We start from the raw sequence: 24,046 nt of genomic DNA, 5'->3' as shown, positions 1-24,046 counted from the left end.
GAAGCATGACCTATCTCGTTGCAGCGGATCTCAATAAAGAAACGGCCGGATCGCGGTTTCGCCAACTCCTGAAGCGGCGGGAGATACTGCAAATTCCAGGCACGCACAACGGACAGGCATCCCTGCAGGCGAAGGCTGCGGGCTTCGATGCGGTGTATCTCTCCGGCGCGGCCATGACCGCCTCGATGGGATTACCCGATCTGGGCATCATCACCATCGACGAAGTCTGCTTCTTCATCCGCCAGGTGGCGCGCTCGTCCGGACTGCCGCTGCTTGTCGACGGCGATACGGGCTATGGCGAAGCTCTGAACGTGATGCACATGGTCCGCGCCTTCGAGGATTCGGGTGCGGCCGCGGTTCACATCGAAGATCAGTTGCTGCCCAAGAAGTGCGGGCATCTGAATGACAAGAAGCTGTCCGACGCCCACGACATGGCCGCCAAGGTCGCCGCGGCGGCGAAGGCGAGGCGGGACCTTGTCCTTATCGCCCGCACCGATGCCGCGGCCAGCGAGGGGATGGACGGCGCCGTCGCTCGCGCCAAGCTCTATGTGCAGGCAGGCGCGGACGCGATTTTCCCTGAAGCGCTCAACACTGCGGAAATGTTCCGCGAGTTTGCCAAGCGGCTCCCGGGCGTCCCGCTTCTTACAAACATGACCGAGTTCGGTCGCACGCCGTTTTTCACGGCGGCCGAGTTTCAGGATATGGGCTACCACATGGTGATCTGGCCGGTCAGCTCGTTGCGTGTGGCCAACAAAGCGCAGGCCGAGCTGTTTGCGGCGATCAAGCGTGACGGTGGCGCCCACAAGATGATCGACCGGATGCAGACGCGCCAAGAACTCTACGGCACGATCGGTTACCACGAATACGAAGCGCTCGATCACTCGATCGTCACGACTGTCGTCCCGCAGCCCATACTCAAGCGCGGTTGACGACGATCGTGATCCTAAACCGTTCGCCGATGATGCCGGACGGTGAATCACGACGACCCCTGCAATTGCGCAGGACCTGAACTGCCTGGCCGGCGGACAAAGACCCGTCGTCCAGAAGCTGCAAGCAAAGCTGCCCAAACACAGAAAAAGCCGGGACTACGGTGCCCGGAGGGAAGAGGCGTGCCATGTTGCTGACCATTCTCGGATATTCCATGATCGTCGTCTTCATGGCGTTGATCATGACGGAGCGCCTCACGGCGATGATCGCGCTCATCATCGTGCCGATCGTCTTCGCGTTGATCGGCGGGTTCGGAACCGATATCGGCCCGATGGTGATAAGCGGGCTGCGGGCCATTGCGCCGACAGGCGTGCTTACGCTGTTCGCGATCCTCTACTTCGGACTGATGATCGACGTCGGCCTGTTCGATGCGCTGGTTCGGCTCATCATCCGATTGTCCAAGGGCGACCCGGTTCGGCTCGTCGTTGGTTCGGCCGCGATGGCCCTTATCGTGTCCCTCGATGGTGACGGTTCGACAACGTTCCTGCTGTGCGTCACCGCGCTGCTGCCCCTGCATAGATATCTCGGTATCAACCCGCTGATCCTTCCCTGCGTAATTGGGCTGAGCAATAGCGTCATGAACATCGCGCCCTGGGGCGGCCCGACCGCACGCGTCATGAGCGTGCTGCATCTCGACGCGAGCCAGGTCTTCCTGCCGCTGGTCCCCGGCATGACAATGGCGTCGCTGGCCGTACTCGGCATCGCCTATTACCTCGGTCGCAAGGAGCGGGCGCGGCTGAGCAAGATCGGCAAGCCGGAGGCGCCCGACCACGTCTCGGCGTTCGGCGGCGATGTGGATTTCAGTTCGACCGATCTGCCTGCTCCGGAGCGTCGTCCGGCCTTGATGATCTTCAACTTGGTGCTCACCGTCGCTCTCCTGGTCTGTCTTGTCGGAGGCTGGCTGCCGCTGCCTGTGTTGTTCATGGCAGCGTTCGCAATCGCGATCACGGTGAACTTTCCGAAACAGAAGGATCAGAAGGAGCGCATCGCAGCGCATGCGGGCAGCGCTGTATCGGTCGTGGGCATCATCTTCGCGGCTGGAGTGTTCACCGGCATCCTATCGGGGACCAAGATGATGGATGCCATCGCGCAGAGCGTAGTGCACATGGTCCCGGCGCCGGCGGCCGGCCATTTGCCGTTGATTACGGCTCTGCTAAGCGCGCCGTTCACCTTCTTTATCTCTAACGACGCCTTCTACTTTGGCATCGTGCCGATCCTGGCGGAAACCGCAAAAACCTACGGCATCGCGCCCGAGATCATCGCCCGCGCATCTTTGGTGGGGCAGCCTGTCCACTTCCTTAGTCCGCTGCTAGCTGCCAATTACGTGCTGATAGGCCTTGCGGGGGTGGAATTCGGCGCGCACCAGCGGTTCACGATGAAGTGGTCGTTCCTGCTGATGTTGGTGCTGCTGGTCGCATCTGCCCTCGTCGGCGTCATCCCGGTCTTCTGAGCCTGTCCGTGCCATGAATAGCTATGGGGAACTCAACACCTTGTTCGAGCGGTTCTTCGCGCTGGTCGAGGCGTCGGTTCGGCTTCCTCCAGGCACGGACCGGCGCACCGCGTTTAGGAATATTCGCGACTACGGATATCGCATCGATGAAATCGCCGCGAAAGGGAGCCGACCTCTCGACGCCGATGCGGGCTCAGCGAGACGACAACGAGTATCGGAAGTGACGCGCTCGCGCGACGGCAGAACTAGTAGCTCACCCGCCGATACACGCGATAGCCGTCATCGACGCCGAACTGCGGATGTTCCGTGGTCAGCGGTGAAATGGTCTGGTTGTTGTCGCCCGCCAGAAAAAGGAGTCTTTCGCAACTTGCCGTAGCACTGATTCCGCCAACATCACGACTGCCCCCACGCCTTTGCGCTGGCAATTGCACGTGCTGCTACATCCGGCGCCCATACGATAGTAGCGCGTCATCGCCCATCGCCGCTGCGATCGGTGGTTGCGCCGGATTTGAACCTACTCCGAGACCATTGTGGGACGACGGATTGCGCACGCACGGTGGCTTTTGGCGGAGGCGCCGTGTTCGGCGCCAGGCTACCCGTCGCTAGGAAAATAGGGCTTCCGAAATAGTAGGGGTAGCGATGTAGCGGACCAGGGACTCGAACCCCCGACCAAGGCTGCTGCGAGACCATCTCTCGATGTATAACAAGGCGCAGGGTTTCAGTAGCGCGGAGGCTACCCCGCGTTAGCCTTCAGCCCCGCCGCCTGGATGCCGGCGACCGCGCAGGCCTCGTCATTGTCGGAGGTGTCACCGGAGACGCCGACGGCGCCGAGCAGCGTGGTGCCATCCATGATCAGCACGCCGCCGGGGACCGGCACCAGCGCGCCTTTTGCAATCGTGTTAACGGCATCGATGAAATAGGCCTGCTCCTGCGCGCGCTGGAACAGCGCACGTGAGCCCATGCCCATCGCGAGCGCGCCATAGGCCTTGCCATGCGCGATCTCGGCGCGCATCAGGCTGATGCCGTCCTGCGCGGCGGCGATCTTGAGCACGCCGCGTGCATCCAGTATGGTAACGACCAGCGGCTTGAGCTTCAGCTCGACGGATTTTGCGAAGGCGGCGTCAAGGATTTTTCGGGCGGTGTCGAGGGTGAGGTCAGCCATGGCTGGGTTCCTTTGTAGTAGGGTTGGTTGAGGAATTGGTCTCGGCGCGGTCGAGGCTCATCGCCAGCACGCGCGCGACGTGAAGCGCCTCGCGCTGGGCGCCGTCGTGGATCTGGTGCCGGCAGGAGGTGCCGTCGGCGACAACCAGTGTGCTCTGGTCCGCGCGGCGCACGGCCGGCAGCAGCGACAGCTCGGCCATCTCGATCGAGGCATCATAGGTGTCGGCGCCATAGCCGAACGCGCCCGCCATGCCGCAGCAGCTGGACTCGATGGTCTCGACCTTCAGGCCGGGGACGAGGCGCAGCACCTGCTCGACCGGCTTGAAGGCACCGAAGGATTTTTGATGGCAATGGCCGTGCACGATTGCTTTTTCCGTGACGTTGCCGAGCGGCAGTTGCAATCGGCCGGCCTCGGCCTCGCGCACCAGAAACTCCTCGAAGGTGAGGGCATGGGCGCCGACGGCCTTGGCGTCGTTGTCCTCGCGCAGTGAGGCGAGCTCGTCGCGCAGCGTCAGCAGGCAGCTCGGCTCGAGGCCGACGATCGGCACGCCGCGCGCGGCGAAAGGCGCGAACGCGGCGACGAGCCGGTCAAGCTCGGCCCTCGCTTCGTCGACGAGACCCGCCGAGAGGAACGTGCGTCCGCAGCAGAGCGGGCGGCTGCCGCTCGCAGGTTTTGGCATGTGCACGCGATAGCCGCCGGCGGTGAGCACGCGCAGCGCGGCGTCGAGGTTCTCGCGCTCGTAGATGCGGTTGAACGTATCGGCGAACAGCACGACCTCGCGGCCGCCCTCCGGTCCGACGCTCTCGGTTGGCGGCACGAACACATCGCTGCGGAAGGCGGGCAGGGCGCGGCGCGCGCTGATGCCGGCAAAGCGCTCGAACAGCTTTCGCAGCATCGGGCTGCTGTTGCGCAAATTCGCCAGCGGCGCGAAGCGCGCGGCGAGGCCGGCATAGCGCGGCAGGTACCCGACCAGGCGATCGCGGAGAGTGAGGCCGTGGCTGGCGGCGCGCGCGGCGAGCACCTCGATCTTCATCTTGGCCATGTCGACGCCGGTCGGACATTCATGGCGGCAGGCCTTGCAGGAGACGCAGAGTTTGAGCGTCTCCATCATCTCGTCGGAAGACAGCGTGTCGGGGCCGAGCTGGCCTGATATCGCGAGCCGCAAGGTGTTGGCACGGCCTCGCGTGACATCCTTCTCGTTGCGCGTGGCGCGATAGGACGGGCATATCACGCCGCCCTCGAGCTTGCGGCAGGCGCCGTTGTTGTTGCACATCTCGACCGCGCCCTGGAAACCGCCACCGGCGCCGGGATAGGCGGACCAGTCGAGCTTGGTCTTCAGCTCGCCGACGCGATAGTCCGGCTTGAAGCGGAACAGCGAGCGATCGTCCATCTTGGGCGCGTCGACGATCTTGCCGGGATTGAGGACGCCATCGGGATCGAAGCGCTGCTTCACCTCGCGGAAGTCGGCAACCAGGCGCTCGCCGAACATGGTCTCGTGGAATTCCGAGCGCACCAGGCCGTCGCCATGCTCGCCGGAATGCGATCCCTTGTATTCGCGCACCAGCGCGAAGGCTTCCTCGGCGATGGCGCGCATCGCCTTGACGTCCTTCTCCAGCTTCAGGTTCAGCACGGGGCGCACATGCAGGCAGCCCTCCGAGGCGTGCGCATACATCGTGCCGCTGGTGCCGTGCTTCGCGAACACCTCGTTGAGCCGCGCGGTGTAATCGGCAAGATGCGGCAGCGGCACGGCGCAGTCCTCGACGAAGGAGACGGGCTTGCCCTCCTGCTTCATCGACATCATGACGTTGAGGCCGGCGGCGCGGAAATCGGCAATCCCGCCCTGCAGCGCTGGTTCGGTGATCTCGACCACGCCGCCCCATTTGCGCGTGTCGTTATTCCAGCCGAAGCCGAGATCGCTCATCAACTCGGTGAGCTGTTTGAGGCGTTGCAGGTTATCCGCCTGGTCCTCTTCCGCGAACTCGACCACCAGCACCGCATCCGGATCGCCCTTGATCGCGGCGGAGATGATCGGGCGGAACATCGCGATGTCGCGGCCAAGCGCGATCATGGTGCGGTCGACCAGCTCGACCGCGATCGGCTTCAGCTTGACCAGGTGCTGGGCCGCATCCATCGCCTCGTAAAAACTGCCGAAATGGCAGACGCCGAGCGCCTTGTTGCGGATGACAGGCCACAGTTTCAGCTCGACCTTGGTGGTGAAGGCGAGGGTGCCTTCCGAGCCCACCAGCAGATGCGCCATGTTGTTGGGCGCGTTGCGCGGCACCAGCGCATCGAGATTGTAGCCGCCGACGCGGCGCTGCACCTTTGGGAAGCGCGCCGCGATCTCGTCGGCCTCGCGCGTGCCGAGATCGAGCATGTCGCGGAACAGGGCGCGGGTGCTGTCACTGGCTTCGACGTCGGAGAGATCGCGCGAGACCTCGCCGAAACGGCTCAGCGTGCCGTCGGCAAGCGATGCCTCCATCGACAGCGTGTTGTCGCGCATGGTGCCGTAGCGCAGCGAGCGGCCGCCGCAGGAATTGTTGCCGGCCATGCCGCCGATGGTGGCGCGCGACGCCGTGGAGACGTCGACGGGAAACCACAGGCCGTGCTTCCTAAGTTGGCGGTTGAGGTCGTCGAGGACGATGCCGGGCTCGACCACACAGGTCCGGCCCTCGACGTCGAGTGACAGGATGCGGTTGAGGTGCTTCGAGAGATCGACCACGAGGCCGTCATTGACGGTCTGGCCGCATTGCGAGGTGCCGCCACCGCGCGGAGTGACCTTGCGGCCTTCGTTGCGGGCAATCGCCAGCGCCCGCAACGCCTCGTCCATGGTCTTGGGGACCACCACGCCCGCCGGCATGATCTGGTAGAACGAGGCGTCGGTGGCGTAGCGGCCGCGGCTGAAGGGGTCGAACAGGACGTCGCCGGTCACTTCCGACCGCAGGCGCCGTTCGAGCGAGGAGGCGTTTGTCATCCCTGATCCCGGACTGCCCCAGCGAGGCTCAGGCCTTGCTGAGTTATTCATTATGGTTCCCGACCGATTATATTATGAATTCAAAATGAGCAAGCCGGGCCGCCCCTAGGGCGAAGCCGGTGCGTCCTCTTGGGGCTCGGTCAGATGCTCGATCGCAGCCGTCCGCTTGTTGCGCAGGTGCTGGAACAGGATGTCGCTGAGCTCGCTGGCGGCTCTCCGGCGCAGCGCGTCCAGGATGGCCTCGTGCTCGCGCATCGCCTCGGCCCAGCGCTGCCGCTTGCGGGCGAAGTTCGCGGAGTAGCGGACGCGGCGAATGCGGCCGGCGAAGTTGGCGTAGGCCGTTTTCAGCGTCTCGTTGCGCGCGGCCGCGACGATGCGCTCATGGATGCGCTGGTTGGTCTGGAAGTAGCCGTGCATGTCGCGATGCAGATAGTGGCCATACATCTCGTAATGCAGCTGCTCGATCGCGGTGATTTCCGCATCCGTAATGGCCTCGCAGGCAAGGCGCCCGGCAAGGCTCTCCAGCCCCGCCATGACGTCGAACAGCTCTTCCAGGTCGCGCTGGCTAAGCTGGCGCACCCGCGCGCCGCGGTTGGGCAATAGTTCGATCAGCCCCTCGGCGGCGAGCACTTTCAGCGCCTCGCGCAGCGGCGTGCGGGAGATGCCGAGCATCTCGCAGAGCTGCCGCTCCGGCACGCGCGCGCCTTCGGGGATGTTGCCCTCGACCACGTAGTCGCGCAGTCGCAGCAGGATCTCGCCATGAAGCGAGGCCTCGTGACGGTTTTCCTGGCGATCGCCGCCATTTGCGGTCGGCGGCGTGATCGGAACCCCGGTGTCGGGAATCGTGGATTTCATTTGCTGCACAGTAGTTTGCCTGCTGGGGCGCGTCGACGTCCACAATCGAATACCAAATTTCGATTGAAAGGACAAAAAATGAATGCAAAATAGCCTCCAGAGCCGGCCAAGGTCCGCCGACAGGGAGGTTTTCATGCATCAGGGACGCCATTTCCTTCAGATTCCGGGCCCGAGCCCGGTCCCCGAGCGCGTCCTGCGCGCGATGGACATGCCTGTGATCGACCACCGCAGCGCGGAGTTCGGCGAGCTCGGCCGCACCGTGCTCGAAGGCAGCCAGAAGATTTTCCAGACCAAAGGCCCTGTCATCATCTTCCCGTCGTCGGGGACCGGCGCCTGGGAGGCCGCGATCGTCAACACGCTGTCGCCGGGCGATAGGGTGCTGATGGTCGAGACCGGCCACTTCGCCACGCTGTGGCGGCAGATGGCCGGCCGCTTCGGCATCGAGGTCGACTTCGTGCCTGGCGACTGGCGCCGCGGCGCCGATCCCGCCGTGATCGAAGCAAAGCTCGCCGAGGACAAGGCGCGCGCGATCAAAGCCGTCATGGTCGTGCACAACGAGACCTCCACTGGCGCGACCAGCCGCATCGCCGAGATCCGCGCCGCGATCGATCGCGCGAGCCATCCCGCGCTGCTCATGGTCGACACCATCTCCTCGCTCGGCTCGGTCGACTACCGCCACGACGAGTGGAAGGTCGACGTCAGCGTTAGCTGCTCGCAGAAGGGCTTCATGCTGCCGCCCGGCCTAGGCTTCAACGCGATCTCGGAGAAGGCCCTGGCTGCGTCAAAGACCAACAAGATGCCGCGCTCCTATTTCGACTGGGAGGAGATGCTCAAGCCCAATGCCAAGGGCTTCTTCCCCTACACGCCCGCGACCAACCTGCTCTACGGCCTGCGCGAGGCGATCGCGATGCTGCTCGAGGAGGGGCTCGACAACGTGTTCACGCGGCATCAGCGGCTCGCGGCCGCAACGCGTGCCGCCGTCAATCATTGGGGTCTCGAAGTGCTCTGCCAGGAGCCGTCGGAATTCTCGCCGGTGCTGACCGCGGTGCTGATGCCGCCCGGCCATGACGCCGATCAGTTCCGGAAGATTGTGCTCGAGAATTACAACATGTCGCTCGGCTCAGGCCTGTCGAAGGTCGCCGGAAAGGTGTTCCGCATCGGCCATCTCGGTGAATGCAATGCGCTGACGCTGCTTGGCGCGCTCACCGGCGTGGAGATGGGTCTCTCGGTTGCCGGCGTGCCGCATCGTTCGGGCGGCGTCGATGTCGCGATGAAGCTCTTGGAGCAGCGTCCACAGGGCAATGCCTCGCCGCATCTGAAAGTGGTCGGCACTTAAGCCGCGCGGGACACGCGGCTGAAAATCATAACAAGCAATCAGGGAGGGGTGGAGATGGGAATTCGGTTCAAGGCGACGCATGTCGTGCTGGCGATGCTCTGCGCGATGTATTTCATCACCTATGTCGACCGGGTGAACATCGGCACCGCCGCGAGCGAGATCCAGAAGGAGCTGGGTCTCTCCAATACCCAGCTCGGCCTCGTCTTCTCCGCCTTCGCCTATCCCTATCTCTTGTTCCAGGTGATCGGCGGCTGGGTCGGCGATCATTTCGGCCCGCGCAAGACGCTGTTCTGGTGTGGCATGATCTGGGCGGCCGCCACCATCATGACCGGCTTCGTCAACGGGCTCGCGGCGCTGTTCGTCGCGCGCTTTGCGCTCGGTTTCGGCGAGGGGGCGACGTTCCCCACCGCGACACGCGCGATGCAATATTGGACGCCCGCGAACCGCCGCGGCTTCGCGCAAGGCCTGACCCATTCCTTCGCCCGGCTCGGCAATGCCGTGACGCCGCCGGTGGTGGCGCTCTTGATCCTCTGGCTGACCTGGCGCGGCGCCTTCGTCGTGCTCGGTTTCGTGAGCCTGATCTGGGGCGTGATCTGGGTCTGGTACTTCCGCAACGAGCCGAAGGACCACGCCTCGATCCACCGAGGCCGAGCTCGCGGCGCTGCCGCCACGCCCGACCGGCGAGCGGCCGCGCGTGCCCTGGGGCCCGCTGCTCGGGCGGATGTGGCCGGTGACGCTGACCTATTTCTGCTACGGCTGGTGCCTGTGGCTGTATCTGAACTGGCTGCCGCTGTTCTTCAAGAACAACTACAATCTCGACATCAAGAACTCGGCGCTGTTCGCCTCCGGCGTGTTCTTCGCCGGCGTCGGCGACAGCGTCGGCGGCGTGCTGTCGGACAAGATCCTCGACCGCACCGGCAATGTCCGCCTGGCGCGGCTCAGCGTCACCGTAACAGGGTTTACGGGGGCGCTGCTCTCGCTGTTTCCGATCCTGTTTGTCCACGACATCACGATCGTCGCGCTGTGCCTGTCGGCGGGCTTCTTCTGCGCCGAGCTCGTGATCGGCCCGATGTGGTCGATCCCGATGGACATCGCCCCGAAATATTCGGGTACCGCGTCGGGAATCATGAACACGGGCTCGGCCTTCGCCGCCATCGTCTCCCCGCTGGTTGCCGGCTTCGTGATCGACACGACCGGCAACTGGTACCTGCCGTTCCTGATGTCGATGGGCCTTTTGCTGCTCGGCGGCGTCTCGGCCTTCCTGATGCATCCGGAACGCCCGTTCACCGAGGCGAGGGCCAACTGCCCTCAGGCCGGGTGGTGGCTGCGGAGTAGGGGCGTTCACAATTGCCCGTCATGCCCGGGCTTTGTCCCGCCTGCGCGGCCGAAGCCGCTTCGGCGCGGCGAAGGCCCGGGCATCCACGTTCTTCGCGCTGCGGGGCAAGGCGAGGACGGCCGGGACAAGCCCGGCCACGACGCTGTGGAAATAGGGGCGGCGGGGGGCCCGCCGGTTATGCATGGGAGACGTCTTTAGGAGAGGGGACAAGCCGGTCAAATGGTGCTATTCGGCGGCCACCAAAATCAAGGCTAGACCGGGAAGGACGCCGATGACCGTGCATACTGGAAGGCATTTCTTACAGATTCCAGGACCGACCAATGTGCCCGACCGCGTGCTGCGGGCGATGGACATGCCGACGCTGGACCATCGCGGTCCGGAGTTCGCCGAGCTCGGTTTCGCCGTCCTCGCCGCGATGCAGCGCGTGTTCCGCACCAAGCAGCCCGTGATCATCTTCCCCTCGTCCGGTACCGGCGCCTGGGAAGCGGCGATGGTCAACGTGTTCGCGCCCGGCGACAAGGTCTTGATGTGCGAGACCGGCCAGTTCGCCGCGCTGTGGCGCGGCATCGCCGACAAGTTCAAGCTCGACGTCGACTTCATCCCGAGCGACTGGCGCCACGGCGCCGACCTCGCCGAGATCGAGACGCGCCTGGCCGCCGACAAGCAGCACAAGATCAAGGCGGTCTGCGTCGTCCACAACGAGACCTCGACCGGCTGCGTGACGCCGCCCCTGGAGGTGCGCAAGATCCTCGATCGCGTGAAGCACCCGGCGCTGCTGATGGTCGACACCATCTCCGGCCTCGGCTCGATGGAATACGAGCACGACGCCTGGGGCATCGACGTCTCGGTTGCGGGCTCGCAGAAGGGCCTGATGCTGCCGCCGGGCCTCGGCTTCAACGCCGTGTCGGAGAAGGCGCTCAACGTCGCCAAAGCCAATCCGGGCATGCGCTCCTATTGGGACTGGCAGGAAGTGATCAGCTTCAACAAGCTCGGCACCTTCCCCTATACGCCGGCGACCAATCTGCTCTACGGCCTGCGCGAAGCGGTGAAGATGCTGGAGGAGGAGGGCCTCGAGAACGTCTGGGCCCGCCACAAGCGTCACAGCGCGGCGACGCGCGCCGCGGTCAAGGTCTGGGGCCTCGAGACGCAGTGCGCCGATCCCGCCGCGCATTCGCCCGCTCTGACCGGTGTGCGCGTGCCGGAAGGACACGACGCCGACGCCTTCCGCAAGGTCGTGCTTGAGAATTTCGACATGTCGCTCGGCACCGGCCTGAACAAGGTCAAGGGCAAGGTGTTCCGCATCGGTCATATCGGCCATTTCAACGATCTGATGCTGATGGGCACGCTCGCCGGCGTCGAGATGGGCCTCGATCTTGCAAAGATCCCGCACCGGAGCGGCGGCGTGCTGGCGGCCATGGACGTCCTGAAGGGACGCGACGTGGTGCCGATGACCAAGGCCCAGGTGGCGTAAGGTTCAGGCGGCCTGAACCAACCTAAGAAAGTGAGCGCGCGATGAACGCACCGACGACTGCCAACGAAGACCTGCTCTACTCCGTCACGGACGGCATCGCGCGGATCACCTTCAACCGCCCCCAGGCGCGCAACGCAATGACCTTCGCCATGTATGACCGCATGGCGGAGATCTGCCAGGAGATCAACGCCGACCGATCGATCAAGGCGCTGATCCTCACCGGCGCCGGCGACAAGGCCTTCGCCTCCGGCACCGACATTTCGCAATTCCGAGCGTTCAAGACCGCGCAGGACGCGCTCGACTACGAGGCCCGTATCGACCGCGTGCTCGGCACGCTCGAGCAGTGCCGCGTGCCGGTGATCGCGGCGATCGCGGGCGCCTGCACCGGCGGCGGTGCCGGCATTGCGGCCTGCTGCGACTTGCGCATCGGGACCGAAACGACGCGCATGGGCTTTCCGATCGCGCGCACGCTCGGCAATTGCCTTTCGATGTCCAACATCAGTCGCGTCGTCGCGCTGGTGGGACCGGCCCGCACCAAGGATCTGATCTTCAAGGCGCGCCTCGTCGAGGCGCCGGAAGCGCTTGCGCTCGGCCTGCTGAATGAGGTGGTGCCCGACGTCGAGACGCTCCAGCGCCGCGCCGACGAGACCGCAAAGCTCGTCGCCAGCCACGCGCCGCTGACGCTCGAAGCCACCAAGGAAGCGGTGCGCCGCATCCGCCGCACGCTGTCGCGCGAGGAAGGCGAGGATCTGATCCTCAAGGCCTATATGAGCGAAGATTTTCGCGAAGGCATGGACGCTTTCCTCAACAAGCGTACGCCCGTCTGGAAGGGCAAGTAGCGCGTCCGGCGCGATCCTGCGCCGCGCGATGCGCGGCGTCATGACGATCGGCATCACCGTATCGCAGGCAAGATGCAGCATTGCATCGCGAGGCGTATGGATACTGTCATGTGTTCGGAATAGCCTGCTGCCGCGTGATAGGCGGGGATGCTGCATGATGAGGAAGATTGGGCTCGATCAGGCTGCGAGCTACGGCGGGCGGCCGCTGCGACACATGCTCATGTTGCTCGGCGTCGCCGGCTGGATGCTTATGGGTGCCACCGGTGCCCACGCCCAGTCGTTCCGCCAGGGCGTCGCCGCGTTCCAGCGTCAGGACTATGTGACGGCTTCCCGCATCTTCATTCCGCTCGCCGAGCGCGGCAATGCGCCGGCGCAGACCTATCTCGGCTTCCTGTTCGAGACCGGCCGCGGCGTGCCGATGAACTACACGGAAGCCGCGATGTGGTACCGCCGCGCGGCGGAGCAGGGCGACAGCCGCGCGCAATATTCGCTGGGCCTGCTCTATGACCGCGGCCAGGGCGTGCCGCAGGACATCGTCGAGGCCTCCAAATGGCTCAACCTGTCGACGGCTGCCGCACCGCCGCCGGTGCGGGAGTCGCGGGCCCGGATCCGCGATGCCGTCACCACCAAGATGACACGCGGGGAGATCGCGCAGGCCCGTCTGCGGGCGCTGGAATGGGCGCCGAGCCGCGAGCATTGATCGCGAATATTCCGGCTGGCGCGCCGCGGCCATGGTGACATCGTGCCAGTGTTTTGCCCGACGTGCCAAATGGATTCCATAAAATCCGAAATTGCCCCGCGTCGGCCGACAAGTCATTGATAAAGCTGTCCCCGTCTACTGTGCATGGGGTTGTTTTCGAGCTTTTGTACGGGGCGGGCTGCCAATCACGGCCAGTGGCGGTATGAGGCCTTAGCCCGGCAAGCCGCCGAGCCAGTTCACATACCAGGTCTCGCCCAGCCAGCCGATCCAGATCGCCGGCGCCAGGAACAGCCCGAACGGCAGGAAGGCGGTCGCGCGCAGCCGCTTCCTTTGCAGAACGGCGTTGCCGACATAGGCGCCGATCGCGAGCAGCGCGGCAAGCTCGATCACCGCAACCACGGTGGCAAGATCGAGCCAGGCCCCGCACACTGCCGCGAGCTTGACGTCGCCGAGCCCGAGCCCGTCGCGGCCGCGCCAATAACGGTAGACCAGCATCAGCAGCAGTAGCGGCAACGCGACCGCCACGGCGCGGGCCAGCGGCCAGAGCAGCGCCTCGATGCCGATGTCGGGTACGAAGGCGCCGGCGCGGAGCAGGGCGAGGGCAAAAGCTGCGCCCGTCAGCTCGTTCGGGATGAGGTAGTGGCGCGCGTCATTCGCCGCGATCGCCAGCATCAGCGCGGCCAGGAATGCGCCGTAGAGGCCTTCCGCGCCGGGCGCGATGACGAGGCTCGCGAACACGCCCAGCAGCAGGGCGATGCCGAGCGCCAGTGAAGGGGCCGTCTCTTCGTCCGCCACCTGATCCGTCACGGTTATCGTCTGGGCATGGTCCTTCCGGAAAGCCGCCGCGCGCTTGTCCCGATCATGCTCTAGCGTGCCACCTTGGGCGGGTTCACGGTTACCACGGGATTGCTGGTCCCGACCAGGCGGCTGTTCATCTTCGTGCGCATCTCCTCGGCGATGACATGCGCATCGACGCCGTCCTTGATCACGGTCGGCCTGATGAACAGGATCAGCTCGGTGCGGGCACGCGTGTTGGTCTGATGCGAGAAGGCATCGCCCATGCCGGGAATGGAATCGAGGATCGGAATGCCCTGGCGCTGCCTGTTCTCGGTCTCGCTGATCAGGCCGGCCAGCAGCACGGTCTGCCCGCTCGTCACCGCGATCGAGCTCTTGACCCGGCGCTGCGAGATCGTCGGCGTCAGCGAGTTGGCACTGCCGGCAGCGACGCTCGAGATCTCCTGCTCGATGTCGAGCACGACGTTGCCGTTGGCATTGGCACGCGGCAGCACGCGCAGGATGATGCCGGTGTTCTTGTAGTCGATGGTGTTGACCACGGTGTTGTTGGCGGTCAGCACGGTCGCGGTGCCGGTCGAGAACGGCACCTGGTCGCCGACCTGCAAGGTCGCGGCCTGGTTGTCGAGCACCACCAGCGAGGGATTCGACAGCACCTTGACGTCGGTGACGTTATGCAGCGCATCAAGCACGACGCGCGGCGAGTTTTCCGAGCCGATCAGGAAATTGAAGCCGGGCAAGGCGCGCCCGAGCAGGGCGCCGGCGGCGGCGTTGACCGCGTTGCTCGTCGGCTCGGTGTTGCTGCCGATCGTGGCGCTGTTGCTGATGCCCGAGATGGTGTTGGAGATCGAGCCTTTCTGGCTCGCCAGGAAGAACTGCACGCCATAGTTCAGCTGATTGTTCAGCGTCACCTCGGCGATGGTCGCCTCGATCGCGATCTGGCGCTGCGGCCGGTCGATCTGGCGGATGGTCTGCTCGACGATGCGCTGCGCGTCCTGGTTGGCGTAGACGAGCACGGCGTTGTTGGTGACGTCGGCGGTGATCCGCACGTTCTGGAGGATGGCGTTGGCGCCGGGCTTCGCACCGCCGCCGCCCGACAGTCCGCCCCCGAGGCCGTTGTCCTGCGCCGGCGTCGCGGAGGCGGCCGGAGCGGGACGGGCGCTGAACGCCGAGCCGGCGGGGCCGCTGACCGGCGTGGTGGCGCCGGCGGCGGCGGTCGGCAATGCGCTCAGCGAGGCGATCGGATTGGTGGAGGACGACGTCGTCGTCGACATGCCCGAGCCGGGCGAGATCTGGGTCGACGCGTTGTCGAGCGTCGAGCTGTTCGCCGAGCCCTGGTTGAGCAGCATGTCGTTCAGCATCGCCACGATCACCTTGGAGTTGCCGTAGCGCAGCGGATAGGATTTCAGGTTCACCCCGTCGGTGTCGGAGCGGTCGAGCCGCGCGATCCAGGTTTGCGCGCGCTTCAGATATTCCGGCTTCTGGCTCACCACGAGGATCGAGTTGAGCCGCGAGATCGCCTGCAGCTTGATCACGTTCTGGCTCATCCCGCCTTCGCCGGAATCCATGATCTTCTCGATCTCGCTGATGACGGGCTCCGGCGCGGAATTCTGCACCGGGAAGATGCCGACGGATTGTCCGCGCATCCAGTCGGCATCGAAGGAGAGAATGGTGTCGACGGCGGTCGCCCGGTCGGAGCCGCTGCCGCTGATGATCAGCGTGTTGCGGGCGTTGTCGGGACGCATGGTCGAGGCCTTGACGCCGAAGGCGTCGAGCAGCTTGAAGATGTTCTGGGCCGAGACATAGCGCAGCGGCACCACCGAGATGCCCTGGCCGGCCGCGACGTTCGCGCGGTCGACGCCGCCGGGACCTGCCTCCGGCGCCGGCAGCAGCCGATAGCCGGTACGGTCGCGCACCAATGCGACGCCGGACATGCGCAACGCGTTCTCCAGCACGTAGGCCGCGTCCGCCTTGGGCACCGGGCGCACCGAGGCCAGCGTCACGGTACCCTGCACGCGCGGGTCGATCGTGTAGCCGACATTCAACACGTCACCGAGGATCACCTTCGCGACGGTCGCCACCGGCGCGTTCTCGAAATTGAGATCGTAGCCGCTGCCGCCGCCATCATCACGCTCGGCCACAGCACTGCCCTGCGGCGTTGCATCATCGCCGAGATAGATTGCGGGCTTGGACGATTTCGACTGGGCGATGCCGCTCGCGCCAGTATCTGCGGGTTGACGCGGCTGCAGGTCGAGTGAGCGAACTTTATCGGCAATGTCCTGCGCGCGCGGATCTTTTGGGTCGGCCTCGATGGATTGGTCGGCGGTGACGATGCAGGCGCCGAGCAGGAAAGCGGACGACAACAGCATGAGCGCTCCAGGCAACGCTCTCCGGAGGCGCAAAAGCGGTTGGAGTAGTTTGAACGAAATATGACGAGTGCCGCTTCGAGTGGCCGAAAAATGCGTTTGATCCGTCATGGATCGTATGCGCCGAAATTTGCGTCGCCGCCATTTCTTGCTAGTAAACCTATCGTGGACTCCATAGTCGTGAGCAGGCCGGATGGATGTGTTGCTAACGAGCGTGGTGCGGTGAAGGGCATGCAAGACGTCGCGGTCGACACCTTCAAACAGCATCTTCTTGCAAAGCGCTCGTTGCCGTCACCTGCGCTTGCGCGCCTCGATGGTCCGACAGATGCCGGATCCGGTCGGTCGCTTCGCGAGCTGTGGGAGACAATGGACCTTTCGTCAGCTGAATTTGCCGACGAGGTCTCGGAACATTTTCGGCTGCCGCGGCTGGGTCTTCCGCAGTTACTGTCAATCACGCCTTGCCTCGACGGCTTCTCACATAGATTCCTGCGGGAATCGACCATATTTCCATTCCGCTCTTCGAACGGAACTTATGGAATAGCGATTGCCGATCCTTTGGATGCCGCCGCCATCCGCGCCGCCGAGATTGTCTTCGGCACACGGGTCGACATTGTCGTCGCGTCGTATGAAGATATTACGACAGCTCTCGACCAAAGGACCGGCGCCGCCGAAACAAGTGCGGACGAAGGCGTCCGGTTGCAGCAGCAGTCCGACGACGACATCGAAAGCCTGCGCGATCTCGCCAGCGGCGCACCTGTGGTGCGCGCGCTCAATGATCTATTGGAGCGCGCGGTGGACTTGCGTGCCAGTGACATTCACGTCGAGCCATTCCGCGCCGGGCTCACGGTGCGCATGCGCGTGGACGGCCTGCTGCGCGCGCTGTCGTCGCCGCAAGCCATCCCGCCGCAGGCGCTGATCTCGCGCATCAAGATTCTCGCCAGCCTCAACATCGCCGAACGGCGCCTGCCGCAGGACGGCGCCGCGCGCGTGCGCGTCGGGCGCAGCGAGATCGACGTTCGTGTCGCCACCATGCCGACGCAGCATGGCGAGAGCGCCGTCATCCGTCTGTTGCCGCGCGACCGCGGCCTGCTGGAGATGAGCAAGCTCGGGCTCGGCGCGCGCGACGAGGGCGCGATGACGCGGATGCTGGCGATGCCGCACGGCATGATCGTCATCACCGGGCCGACCGGCAGCGGCAAGACCACGACGCTTGCGACCATGCTGTCGATCCTGAACGAGCCGACACGCAAGATCCTCACCATCGAGGATCCCGTCGAGTACGAGATTCCGGGCATCAACCAGTCGCAGGTCAAGCCGTCGATCGGGCTGACCTTCGCCTCCGCCATGCGCGCCTTCGTGCGCCAGGACCCCGACGTGATCATGGTCGGCGAGGTCCGCGACGCCGAGACCGCTCATATCGCCATCCATGCCGCGCTGACCGGCCATCTCGTGTTGACGACGTTGCACACCGAGACGGCAGCGGCCGCCGTGCCGCGCCTGATCGATCTCGGCATCGAGGGATTTCTGCTGAAGTCCACCTTGCGCGCCGTGGTGGCGCAGCGCCTCGTGCGCATGCTCTGCGACCGCTGCAAGGTGCCGCATACGCTGACCGAGGCCGATCTTGCCAAGGACCCGCGCTTTGCGGTGATCGGCTTCAAGTGCGGCGAGGTCGTGCACGAGGCTGGCGGCTGCGAACGCTGCGGCGGCACCGGCTATCGCGGCCGCAACGGCGTGTTCGAGATCCTCGAAATGTCCGATGAGGTGCGCGGGCTGATCGGGCCGCAGACCGACTCCCACTCCATCGATTCCGCCGCGATGCGCGGCGGCATGACGACGATGCTGGAGGATGCGGTCGCCAAATGCCGGGCCGGGCTCACCACCGTACCCGAGGTCTTCCGCGTGACGACGGTGCGCTAGAACCCATGCCGAACTATCGCTACCGCGCGCTCAATGCCAACGGCGAACTGATCTCCGGCGCCATTGCTGCGCCCGCGCCGGGCGACGTCGGGCCGCGGATCGAGCGGCTCGGCCTCGTGCTGGTCGACAACGTCACGCCGGAGGAGGGCGGCGCGGCCGCCGGCGTCTTCAGCCTCTTCAACAAGCCGAAGCCGGAAGACGTCACGATCTTCACTCGCGACCTCGCGCTGTTGCTGCGCGCCGGCGCCCGCATCAATGACGGGTTGGAGCTGCTCGCAGCCGATCCCGATTTCGGCCGGCTGCGCCCGGTCGTGGCCGACATCCGTTCGCGCGTCGTCTCCGGTGAAAGCTTCGCCGAGGCGCTGGCACGGCACGAGGGGCTGTTCCCGGCGATGTATATCGCGTTGGTCCGGGTTGGCGAAGCCTCGGGATCCCTCGATCAGGTGCTGGAGGTGCTGGCCGGCGAGCGCGCGCGTGGCGAGGCCTTGAGGCGCCGGCTGTCGGATGCGATCCGCTATCCGATATTCGTGCTCGGCGCGGCCGGCTGCGTGCTGCTGTTCTTCCTCAGCTTCGTGCTGCCCCAATTCGCCAGCGTCTTGCAGGATTTCGATGCCAAGGTCGATCCAGTGGTCGGCGTCTTCCTCAACATCTCGACCTTCCTGCGCAGCAATTCCGACACGATGCTGGCCGGCCTTGCCGCCACGATCGCAGCGGCATGGCTGTTGCTGCGGCAGCAGCGGATCCGCCGCGGCATCACCAATGCGATCGTGCGTCTGCCGGCGATCCGCAACGTGATGAGCGCGTACCGGACGGCGCTGTTCTGCCGCAATCTAGGTCTGCTGCTCGGCAGCGGCGTCAATCTCACCACCACGCTGCGCATCCTGATCGACATGATGGCGACGACCGGACCGTCCACGGTCTGGAGCGATGCCGCCGATCGCGTTCGCCATGGCTCCAAGCTCTCCGACGCGCTGGCCGACACCGAGGCGCTGCCGGCGATGGCGGTGCGCATGCTCCGGCTCGGCGACGAGACCGGGCAATTGCCGATGCTCTCGGGGCGCGTCGCAGAATTCTACGAAACGAAGTTGCAGCGAACGCTCGACCGTGCGGTCGGCATCGCGGGGCCGGCGGCGATCATCGCGATCTCGCTGGTGGTCGGCGGCCTGATCACCTCGGTGATGACGGCGCTGATGTCGGTGAGCCAGATTGTCGGTTAGGCCAGGCTACGCGAGTAACGGGCAGGTAAGGGGAGAGACTTGAAGTGACCAAACATCCATCGTCAAGGCGCAGCCGGCGGCGCGCAGGCCGAGGCGAAGCCGGCTTCACGCTCGTCGAGATGCTGGTCGTCATCACCATCATCGGGATGATCATGGCGCTGGTCGGCCCGCGGGTGCTGAACTATCTCAGCGAGTCCAAGGCGAAGGCGGCGAAGATCCAGATCGAGAGCTTTTCCAGTGCGCTCGATCTCTATTACCTCGATCTCGGCCGCTATCCGACGTCGAACGAGGGCCTCACCGCGCTGACCCGCAGCAACAACCAGGCGGGCTGGAACGGCCCCTATTTGCGCGGCGGCATGGTGCCGAACGATCCATGGGGCCACATCTACGTCTATCGCTCGCCGGGCGCGAGCGCGCCTTACGAGATCATCTCGCTCGGATCGGACGGCCAGGAAGGCGGCAGTGGTACGGCAGCCGACATTGTCAGCGGCGCGCGCTGAGGGCCTCGCTGAGGCGCGCGGCTTTGCGCTGATCGAGATCCTGTGCGTGCTCGCCATCATCGGCTTGCTCGCGGCAATCATCCTGCCGGCGGTCCCGCGCACGACGACGCGCGCCAAGCTGGAGAGCTATGCGGTTGAGACCGCGGCGCTGCTGAAGGCCGACCGCAACGCGGCGCTGCGCCGGCAGACCAGAGTGACGACCACGGTGGATGCAGAGGCGCGTGCGATCCGTTCCGGCGTCACCGGGCAAATCATCCGTCTGCCCCGCGACGTGGTCGTGGCGGCGACCTTGGCCTCGCGCTGTGCCAACCGGACGGCGGGACAGTCGATCGATTTCTTTCCGTCGGGCATGTCGTGCGGCGGCACGATCGCGCTGGCGCGGCCCGGCATGGGTTATGAGGTGCGCGTCAACTGGCTGACCGGAGGCGTCGAGATTGTCCCGCAGAAGCTGCTCTGACGGCGCCGCCGGCTTCACCCTGATCGAGGCGCTGGTGGCGCTTGCGATCATCGTGGCCGTGCTCGGAACCATCGGCTCGGTCATCGCCACGACGGCGAAGGGCACGCGTTCGATCGACCAGCGCCTGGTGCTGGCCGGCACCGCAGAGCGGCTGCTCGCGGATCTGCCGCCGCGGGCCTTGCTCAAGCCGGGCCGGCAGAGCGGCGAGCTGGCCGGCAGCCGCTGGCGCGTCGACATCACGCCGATGAACGTGGCGGGCGATGATCCCGCCGCCAACCGCTTCGTGCCGATGGCCGTCAATCTGCGGCTCCAGCGCGCCGACGGAGCGGCGATCCAGATCACGACGGTGAAGCTGGTACCGAGGGCCGCACAATGAAGCGCCTGCGCCGCGCGCTGGCCGACGAAGCGGGCTTCACCCTGCTCGAAGTGTTGCTTGCGACGCTGCTGATGACGCTCATCCTGGCGGCGCTGGCGACGGTGACGGCGCAATGGCTGCCGAACTGGAATCGCGGCATCGCCCGCGTGCAGCGGGCCGAGCGTCTCGCGACCGGGCTCGACCGCATCGTCGCCGACCTCTCGGTCGCCGAGCAGATCACTGTGAACGGCGATGCCAAGGTGCCGCTGTTCGACGGCGCCGAATTGTCGGTGACGTTCCTGCGCACCGCGATTGGCCCGAGCACGCGACCGGGTCTCGAATTCATCCGCCTGATCGAGAAGGCGGACTCGCAGGGGCTGGCGCTGGTGCGCGAGCGCGCGCCGTTCCAGCCGATGCCGACCGACGGGCAGATCCGCTTTGTCGACCAGGTCGTGCTGATCCGCGCGCCGTTCCGCCTGAGCTTCTCCTATGCCGGGCCGGACGGCCAGTGGCAGCCGACCTGGCGCGGCCAGCCGCAACTGCCGGATCGCATCCGCATCACCGTGCGCAACAGCGCGACCGGGCAGGTGCTCGCGGTCTCGGGCGCGGTGATCCCGCACATCACCGCGCCGGCCGAATGCGCGCGGGCCAAGAATCCGGCGACCTGCGTCGCGGCGCGCGGCGGGCCGCAACAGGCGCAGAAAGAGGAGCAGCAATTGTGAGCCGTCCGGCGCAGAATTGCAGAGAGCTGCGCGATTCCCGCGGCTTCATCGTCGTCGCGGTGCTCTGGATGCTGGCGGCGCTGGCGACGCTCGCGCTGATCTATCTGACCTATGTCACCAACACGGCCGTCACCGTCGCTGTCAACGCCGACCGGTTGCAGACCGATGCGCTGATCAACGCCGGGCTCGAGCTCACGGCCTACCGGCTCTCGGCGCAGAACGAAGCCGTGCGTCCGACCAGCGGCACCTTCAATGCCCGCGTCGGCGCAGGCCGGGTCAGCGTAACGTTCCGCTCGGAGGCCGCGCGCCTCGATCTCAACATGGCGCCGAAGCCGATGCTGGCGGGCCTGATGACGGCGCTCGGCGTCTCCGCGAGCGACGCGCCCGTCTATGCCGACCGGATCCTCGCCTGGCGCACCTCGACGGAGGCCGGCCAGGACAATCCGGAGGATTCCTTCTACCGCACGCTCGGTGCGCCCTATCTACCGCGCCATGCGCCGTTTCCGCACAGTGACGAGCTCTGGCTCGTGCGCGGAATTCCGGCGGCCGTCATCGAGCGTGTGCTGCCCTTCGTCACCGTGTTCAGCAACATGCGGACGGTGAATCTGCTGGACGCAGCGCCGCAGGTGCTGGCGGCGCTGCCGGGCATGACGCCCGAGACGCTGCAACAGGTGCTGCGCGACCGCACTGACCCCAAGGTCGATCCGCGCTCCCTGGTCACCCTCGCCGGGAGCGCCAACGCGACGACCGACGGCTCGCGGGCCTACCGGCTGACAGTCGTTGCCGAGGCGCCGTCGCACCGGCGCAACTCGGCCGAGATCGTCATCCTGCTTCTCGAAGGCAGCGATGAGCCGTATCGTGTATTGTCGTGGCACAACGCCTATGACGGCTCTGCCGGAAAGCCTCTGTGAGATGAGTTCGCTCGATTCCCTCCGCGCCATTCTCGATACCTGGACCGGCACCGTGGCCGGCACGGCGGTTGCCGGCCTCGAGCGGATGGTGTCGCCGCGCGTGGTGCGGCTGGTCGAGACCGAGACCGGCGCGTTCGCGCTGGAGACGGCGAAGCCGGAGAACGGTTCGAAGGAGATCGCGTTCGAGGACGGCAAGTTCGCAAGCCCCAACCTGGCGCAGATCGTCCGCGGCAGCCGCGTCGAGATCGTGCTGCGGCCGGCGCGCTTCCTGTTCCGTCCGCTGGAGCTGCCGGCGCGCGCGGCCGATTTCCTCGAGGGCATCGTGCGGGCGCAGATAGACCGGCTGACGCCGTGGAGCGCGGGCGACGCCGTCTTCGGTTGCAGCGCTCCGGTGGCGCACGGCAGCGAGAGCATCACCACCGAGATCGCGGCGGCCCCGCGCAAGCTGGCGATGGGCTATGTCGAGGCGGTCGCGCCCTTCCATCCGGCGGCGATCGCGGTTGCGACTGAGACGGCCGAGGGCGGGCGCATCAAGGTGTTCGAGCAGAGATCGCGCGGGGCGGTCGACCCGGCGCGGCTGAGCCGGACGCTGCAACTGGTGCTGGCCTTCGCCGCCGTCGCCGCGGTGATCGGATCGGTCGCAGCAGGCTATCTCGCTGACAGCCTCAGCGCGCAGGAGAGCGAACTCGAACGGCAGATCACCCAGCGCCGCGCCGCGCTCCGCGGTGCCGACGGCGGCGAGCGCTCGCCGCTCGCCCAGCTGGAACGGCGCAAATACGAGACGCCGGCGAGCGTGATCGTGCTGGAGTCGCTCAGTCGGATATTGCCCGATCATACCTATGTCACCGAGCTGCATCTGGCCGGCAACAAGCTCCAGATCGGCGGCATCACCCGCGATGCGCCCTCGCTGATCCCGCTAATCGAGCAGTCCCAGCATTTCACCCGCGCGACCTTCTATGCTCCGACCACGCGCAGCTCGTCCGATCCCGGCGAGCGCTTCCACATCGAGGCGCAGATCGAGCCAAGGAACGTGCCATGAACAGCACCATGAGCAGCGCCAAGGTCGCCGGAGGAAATGCGGTCACGCGGGCGCTCGCAAGCTCGCCGCTGATCGCGGTCACGCTCTATGTGGCGGTTGCCGGTGGGCTGCTGCTGATGGCGGGCCTGTCGATCGCCGACGTCATCGCCCATCGCCAGGCGCTGGCGCAAACCTCTGACCTGCTCGACCAGCTGCGCGGCCGCAAGGGTGGCGCCAAGAATGCCGCGGCAGCTTTGGCCGAGCATCCGGGCACGCCGTTCCTGGAAGGGCCGACAGTGACGGTCGCGGGCGCCAATCTGTTGCAGCGGGTTGCGGCCGCAGTCGGCAATGTCGGCGGCTCGGTGCAGTCCTCGCAGGTCGACGTCACGGGCGCGCAAGTGAAGGACGGCTTCGTCGGTCTCGTCGTGAGCTGCGAGCTGGACCAGCCGGCGCTTCAGAAGCTGCTCTACGATCTCGAAGCCGGCATGCCGTTCCTCTACGTCGATCAGCTCGATGTCCAGGTGCCGCAGACCACTGCGCTGAACGAGGCCGGCACCGGCCGCGTCAGGGTGATCCTGGGTGTCTCCGGCCAATGGCAGGCGGGCAAATAGGGGGCTTTGGCCGGTCGCCCGGGTTCCGGTTCGATGCGGGTTGATGGCGACGCGCATCGGAACTAGTTTGCTG

At 65.8% G+C, this 24,046-nt stretch carries 22 protein-coding genes and 1 pseudogene; 16 read left to right on the top strand and 7 right to left on the bottom strand.

The window, feature by feature from the left end:
- The first annotated feature begins 5 nt into the window (after positions 1 to 5).
- On the top strand, positions 6 to 929 hold the full coding sequence (gene prpB / locus WN72_RS32935) for a methylisocitrate lyase (protein ID WP_092219942.1): 924 nt from the start codon (positions 6 to 8) through the stop codon (positions 927 to 929).
- Here the strand turns inward: prpB and WN72_RS32930 are convergent.
- Entirely contained in the window at positions 916 to 1,158 is a 243-nt protein-coding gene (locus tag WN72_RS32930) for a hypothetical protein (protein WP_167381148.1), read from the bottom strand. The two genes, prpB and WN72_RS32930, sit on opposite strands and share 14 nt — an antisense overlap.
- Here WN72_RS32930 and WN72_RS32925 point away from each other — a divergent pair.
- Complete coding sequence (locus WN72_RS32925; protein ID WP_244553984.1) at positions 1,142 to 2,437, top strand: CitMHS family transporter; 1,296 nt, start codon at positions 1,142 to 1,144, stop codon at positions 2,435 to 2,437. The two genes, WN72_RS32930 and WN72_RS32925, sit on opposite strands and share 17 nt — an antisense overlap.
- A gap of 733 nt (positions 2,438 to 3,170) precedes the next feature.
- On the opposite strand, the gene WN72_RS32920 is transcribed toward WN72_RS32925, so the two are convergent.
- From WN72_RS32920 to WN72_RS32910, 3 genes are all read right to left on the bottom strand, one after another.
- On the bottom strand, positions 3,171 to 3,599 hold the full coding sequence (locus tag WN72_RS32920) for a GlcG/HbpS family heme-binding protein (protein WP_092219944.1): 429 nt from the start codon (positions 3,597 to 3,599) through the stop codon (positions 3,171 to 3,173).
- Positions 3,592 to 6,570, bottom strand: a complete 2,979-nt coding sequence (locus tag WN72_RS32915) for an FAD-binding and (Fe-S)-binding domain-containing protein (RefSeq protein WP_092219946.1) — start codon at positions 6,568 to 6,570, stop codon at positions 3,592 to 3,594. Before WN72_RS32915 ends, WN72_RS32920 begins: the two co-directional genes overlap by 8 nt.
- A 105-nt stretch (positions 6,571 to 6,675) precedes the next feature.
- Positions 6,676 to 7,425 carry a GntR family transcriptional regulator gene (locus WN72_RS32910; RefSeq protein WP_167381150.1) on the bottom strand — a complete coding sequence of 250 codons (750 nt, stop codon included), beginning with the start codon at positions 7,423 to 7,425 and terminating at the stop codon, positions 6,676 to 6,678.
- A 133-nt stretch (positions 7,426 to 7,558) separates the two neighbouring features.
- On the opposite strand from WN72_RS32910, the gene WN72_RS32905 reads away from it, so the two are divergent.
- From WN72_RS32905 to WN72_RS32885, 5 genes and pseudogenes are all read left to right on the top strand, one after another.
- The gene (locus WN72_RS32905) at positions 7,559 to 8,761 is read left to right on the top strand and encodes a pyridoxal-phosphate-dependent aminotransferase family protein (RefSeq protein WP_430640408.1); all 1,203 of its coding nucleotides are present in this window, start codon (positions 7,559 to 7,561) and stop codon (positions 8,759 to 8,761) included.
- Between the two features lie 54 nt (positions 8,762 to 8,815).
- Positions 8,816 to 10,096 (top strand): annotated as a pseudogene (locus WN72_RS32900) (MFS transporter).
- 272 nt (positions 10,097 to 10,368) lie between these two features.
- Entirely contained in the window at positions 10,369 to 11,568 is a 1,200-nt protein-coding gene (locus tag WN72_RS32895) for a pyridoxal-phosphate-dependent aminotransferase family protein (protein WP_167381151.1), read from the top strand.
- Positions 11,569 to 11,609: 41 nt separating this feature from the next.
- A complete protein-coding gene (locus tag WN72_RS32890; RefSeq protein ID WP_092219954.1) occupies positions 11,610 to 12,407 on the top strand; it encodes an enoyl-CoA hydratase/isomerase family protein in 798 nt (265 codons plus the stop codon).
- A 154-nt stretch (positions 12,408 to 12,561) separates the two neighbouring features.
- Positions 12,562 to 13,107 (top strand): tetratricopeptide repeat protein, encoded by a 546-nt coding sequence (locus tag WN72_RS32885; RefSeq protein WP_244553985.1) that lies wholly within the window; start codon positions 12,562 to 12,564, stop codon positions 13,105 to 13,107.
- 210 nt (positions 13,108 to 13,317) lie between these two features.
- On the opposite strand, the gene WN72_RS32880 is transcribed toward WN72_RS32885, so the two are convergent.
- From WN72_RS32880 to WN72_RS47910, 3 genes are read right to left on the bottom strand one after another with little or no spacing between them, the layout of a single operon-like run.
- Positions 13,318 to 13,914 (bottom strand): prepilin peptidase, encoded by a 597-nt coding sequence (locus WN72_RS32880; protein WP_092219956.1) that lies wholly within the window; start codon positions 13,912 to 13,914, stop codon positions 13,318 to 13,320.
- A 59-nt stretch (positions 13,915 to 13,973) separates the two neighbouring features.
- Positions 13,974 to 16,268, bottom strand: coding sequence for a type II secretion system secretin GspD (gene gspD, locus WN72_RS32875; protein ID WP_244553986.1), 2,295 nt, complete (start codon positions 16,266 to 16,268; stop codon positions 13,974 to 13,976).
- Positions 16,165 to 16,410, bottom strand: a complete 246-nt coding sequence (locus WN72_RS47910; protein ID WP_430640409.1) for an RIFT barrel domain-containing protein — start codon at positions 16,408 to 16,410, stop codon at positions 16,165 to 16,167. Before WN72_RS47910 ends, gspD begins: the two co-directional genes overlap by 104 nt.
- An 86-nt stretch (positions 16,411 to 16,496) precedes the next feature.
- Here WN72_RS47910 and WN72_RS32870 point away from each other — a divergent pair, with 86 nt between their 5' ends.
- From WN72_RS32870 to gspM, 9 genes are read left to right on the top strand one after another with little or no spacing between them, the layout of a single operon-like run.
- Positions 16,497 to 18,182 carry a GspE/PulE family protein gene (locus tag WN72_RS32870; protein WP_194482935.1) on the top strand — a complete coding sequence of 562 codons (1,686 nt, stop codon included), beginning with the start codon at positions 16,497 to 16,499 and terminating at the stop codon, positions 18,180 to 18,182.
- Positions 18,183 to 18,187: 5 nt separating this feature from the next.
- Positions 18,188 to 19,399 carry a type II secretion system F family protein gene (locus tag WN72_RS32865; RefSeq protein ID WP_092219962.1) on the top strand — a complete coding sequence of 404 codons (1,212 nt, stop codon included), beginning with the start codon at positions 18,188 to 18,190 and terminating at the stop codon, positions 19,397 to 19,399.
- Positions 19,400 to 19,443: 44 nt separating this feature from the next.
- Complete coding sequence (gene gspG, locus WN72_RS32860; protein WP_027564731.1) at positions 19,444 to 19,899, top strand: type II secretion system major pseudopilin GspG; 456 nt, start codon at positions 19,444 to 19,446, stop codon at positions 19,897 to 19,899.
- On the top strand, positions 19,862 to 20,356 hold the full coding sequence (locus WN72_RS32855; RefSeq protein WP_027564730.1) for a prepilin-type N-terminal cleavage/methylation domain-containing protein: 495 nt from the start codon (positions 19,862 to 19,864) through the stop codon (positions 20,354 to 20,356). The genes gspG and WN72_RS32855 overlap by 38 nt, the downstream gene beginning before the upstream one ends.
- Complete coding sequence (locus WN72_RS32850) at positions 20,334 to 20,732, top strand: type IV pilus modification PilV family protein (protein ID WP_092219964.1); 399 nt, start codon at positions 20,334 to 20,336, stop codon at positions 20,730 to 20,732. Before WN72_RS32855 ends, WN72_RS32850 begins: the two co-directional genes overlap by 23 nt.
- Positions 20,729 to 21,433 (top strand): general secretion pathway protein GspJ, encoded by a 705-nt coding sequence (locus WN72_RS32845; RefSeq protein ID WP_092219966.1) that lies wholly within the window; start codon positions 20,729 to 20,731, stop codon positions 21,431 to 21,433. The genes WN72_RS32850 and WN72_RS32845 overlap by 4 nt, the downstream gene beginning before the upstream one ends.
- Positions 21,430 to 22,344 carry a type II secretion system minor pseudopilin gene (locus WN72_RS32840; RefSeq protein ID WP_244553987.1) on the top strand — a complete coding sequence of 305 codons (915 nt, stop codon included), beginning with the start codon at positions 21,430 to 21,432 and terminating at the stop codon, positions 22,342 to 22,344. The genes WN72_RS32845 and WN72_RS32840 overlap by 4 nt, the downstream gene beginning before the upstream one ends.
- 1 nt (position 22,345) lies before the next feature.
- Entirely contained in the window at positions 22,346 to 23,383 is a 1,038-nt protein-coding gene (locus tag WN72_RS32835; RefSeq protein ID WP_167381152.1) for a PilN domain-containing protein, read from the top strand.
- Positions 23,380 to 23,973 (top strand): type II secretion system protein GspM, encoded by a 594-nt coding sequence (gene gspM / locus WN72_RS32830; RefSeq protein WP_244553988.1) that lies wholly within the window; start codon positions 23,380 to 23,382, stop codon positions 23,971 to 23,973. The genes WN72_RS32835 and gspM overlap by 4 nt, the downstream gene beginning before the upstream one ends.
- Positions 23,974 to 24,046 lie beyond the last annotated feature (73 nt).

The sequence above is a fragment of the Bradyrhizobium arachidis genome (assembly GCF_015291705.1).
Classification (GTDB): Bacteria; Pseudomonadota; Alphaproteobacteria; order Rhizobiales; family Xanthobacteraceae; genus Bradyrhizobium; species Bradyrhizobium arachidis.
Note: the sequence above shows the minus strand (reverse complement) of the source record. Positions and strands in the feature narration are given on the sequence as shown.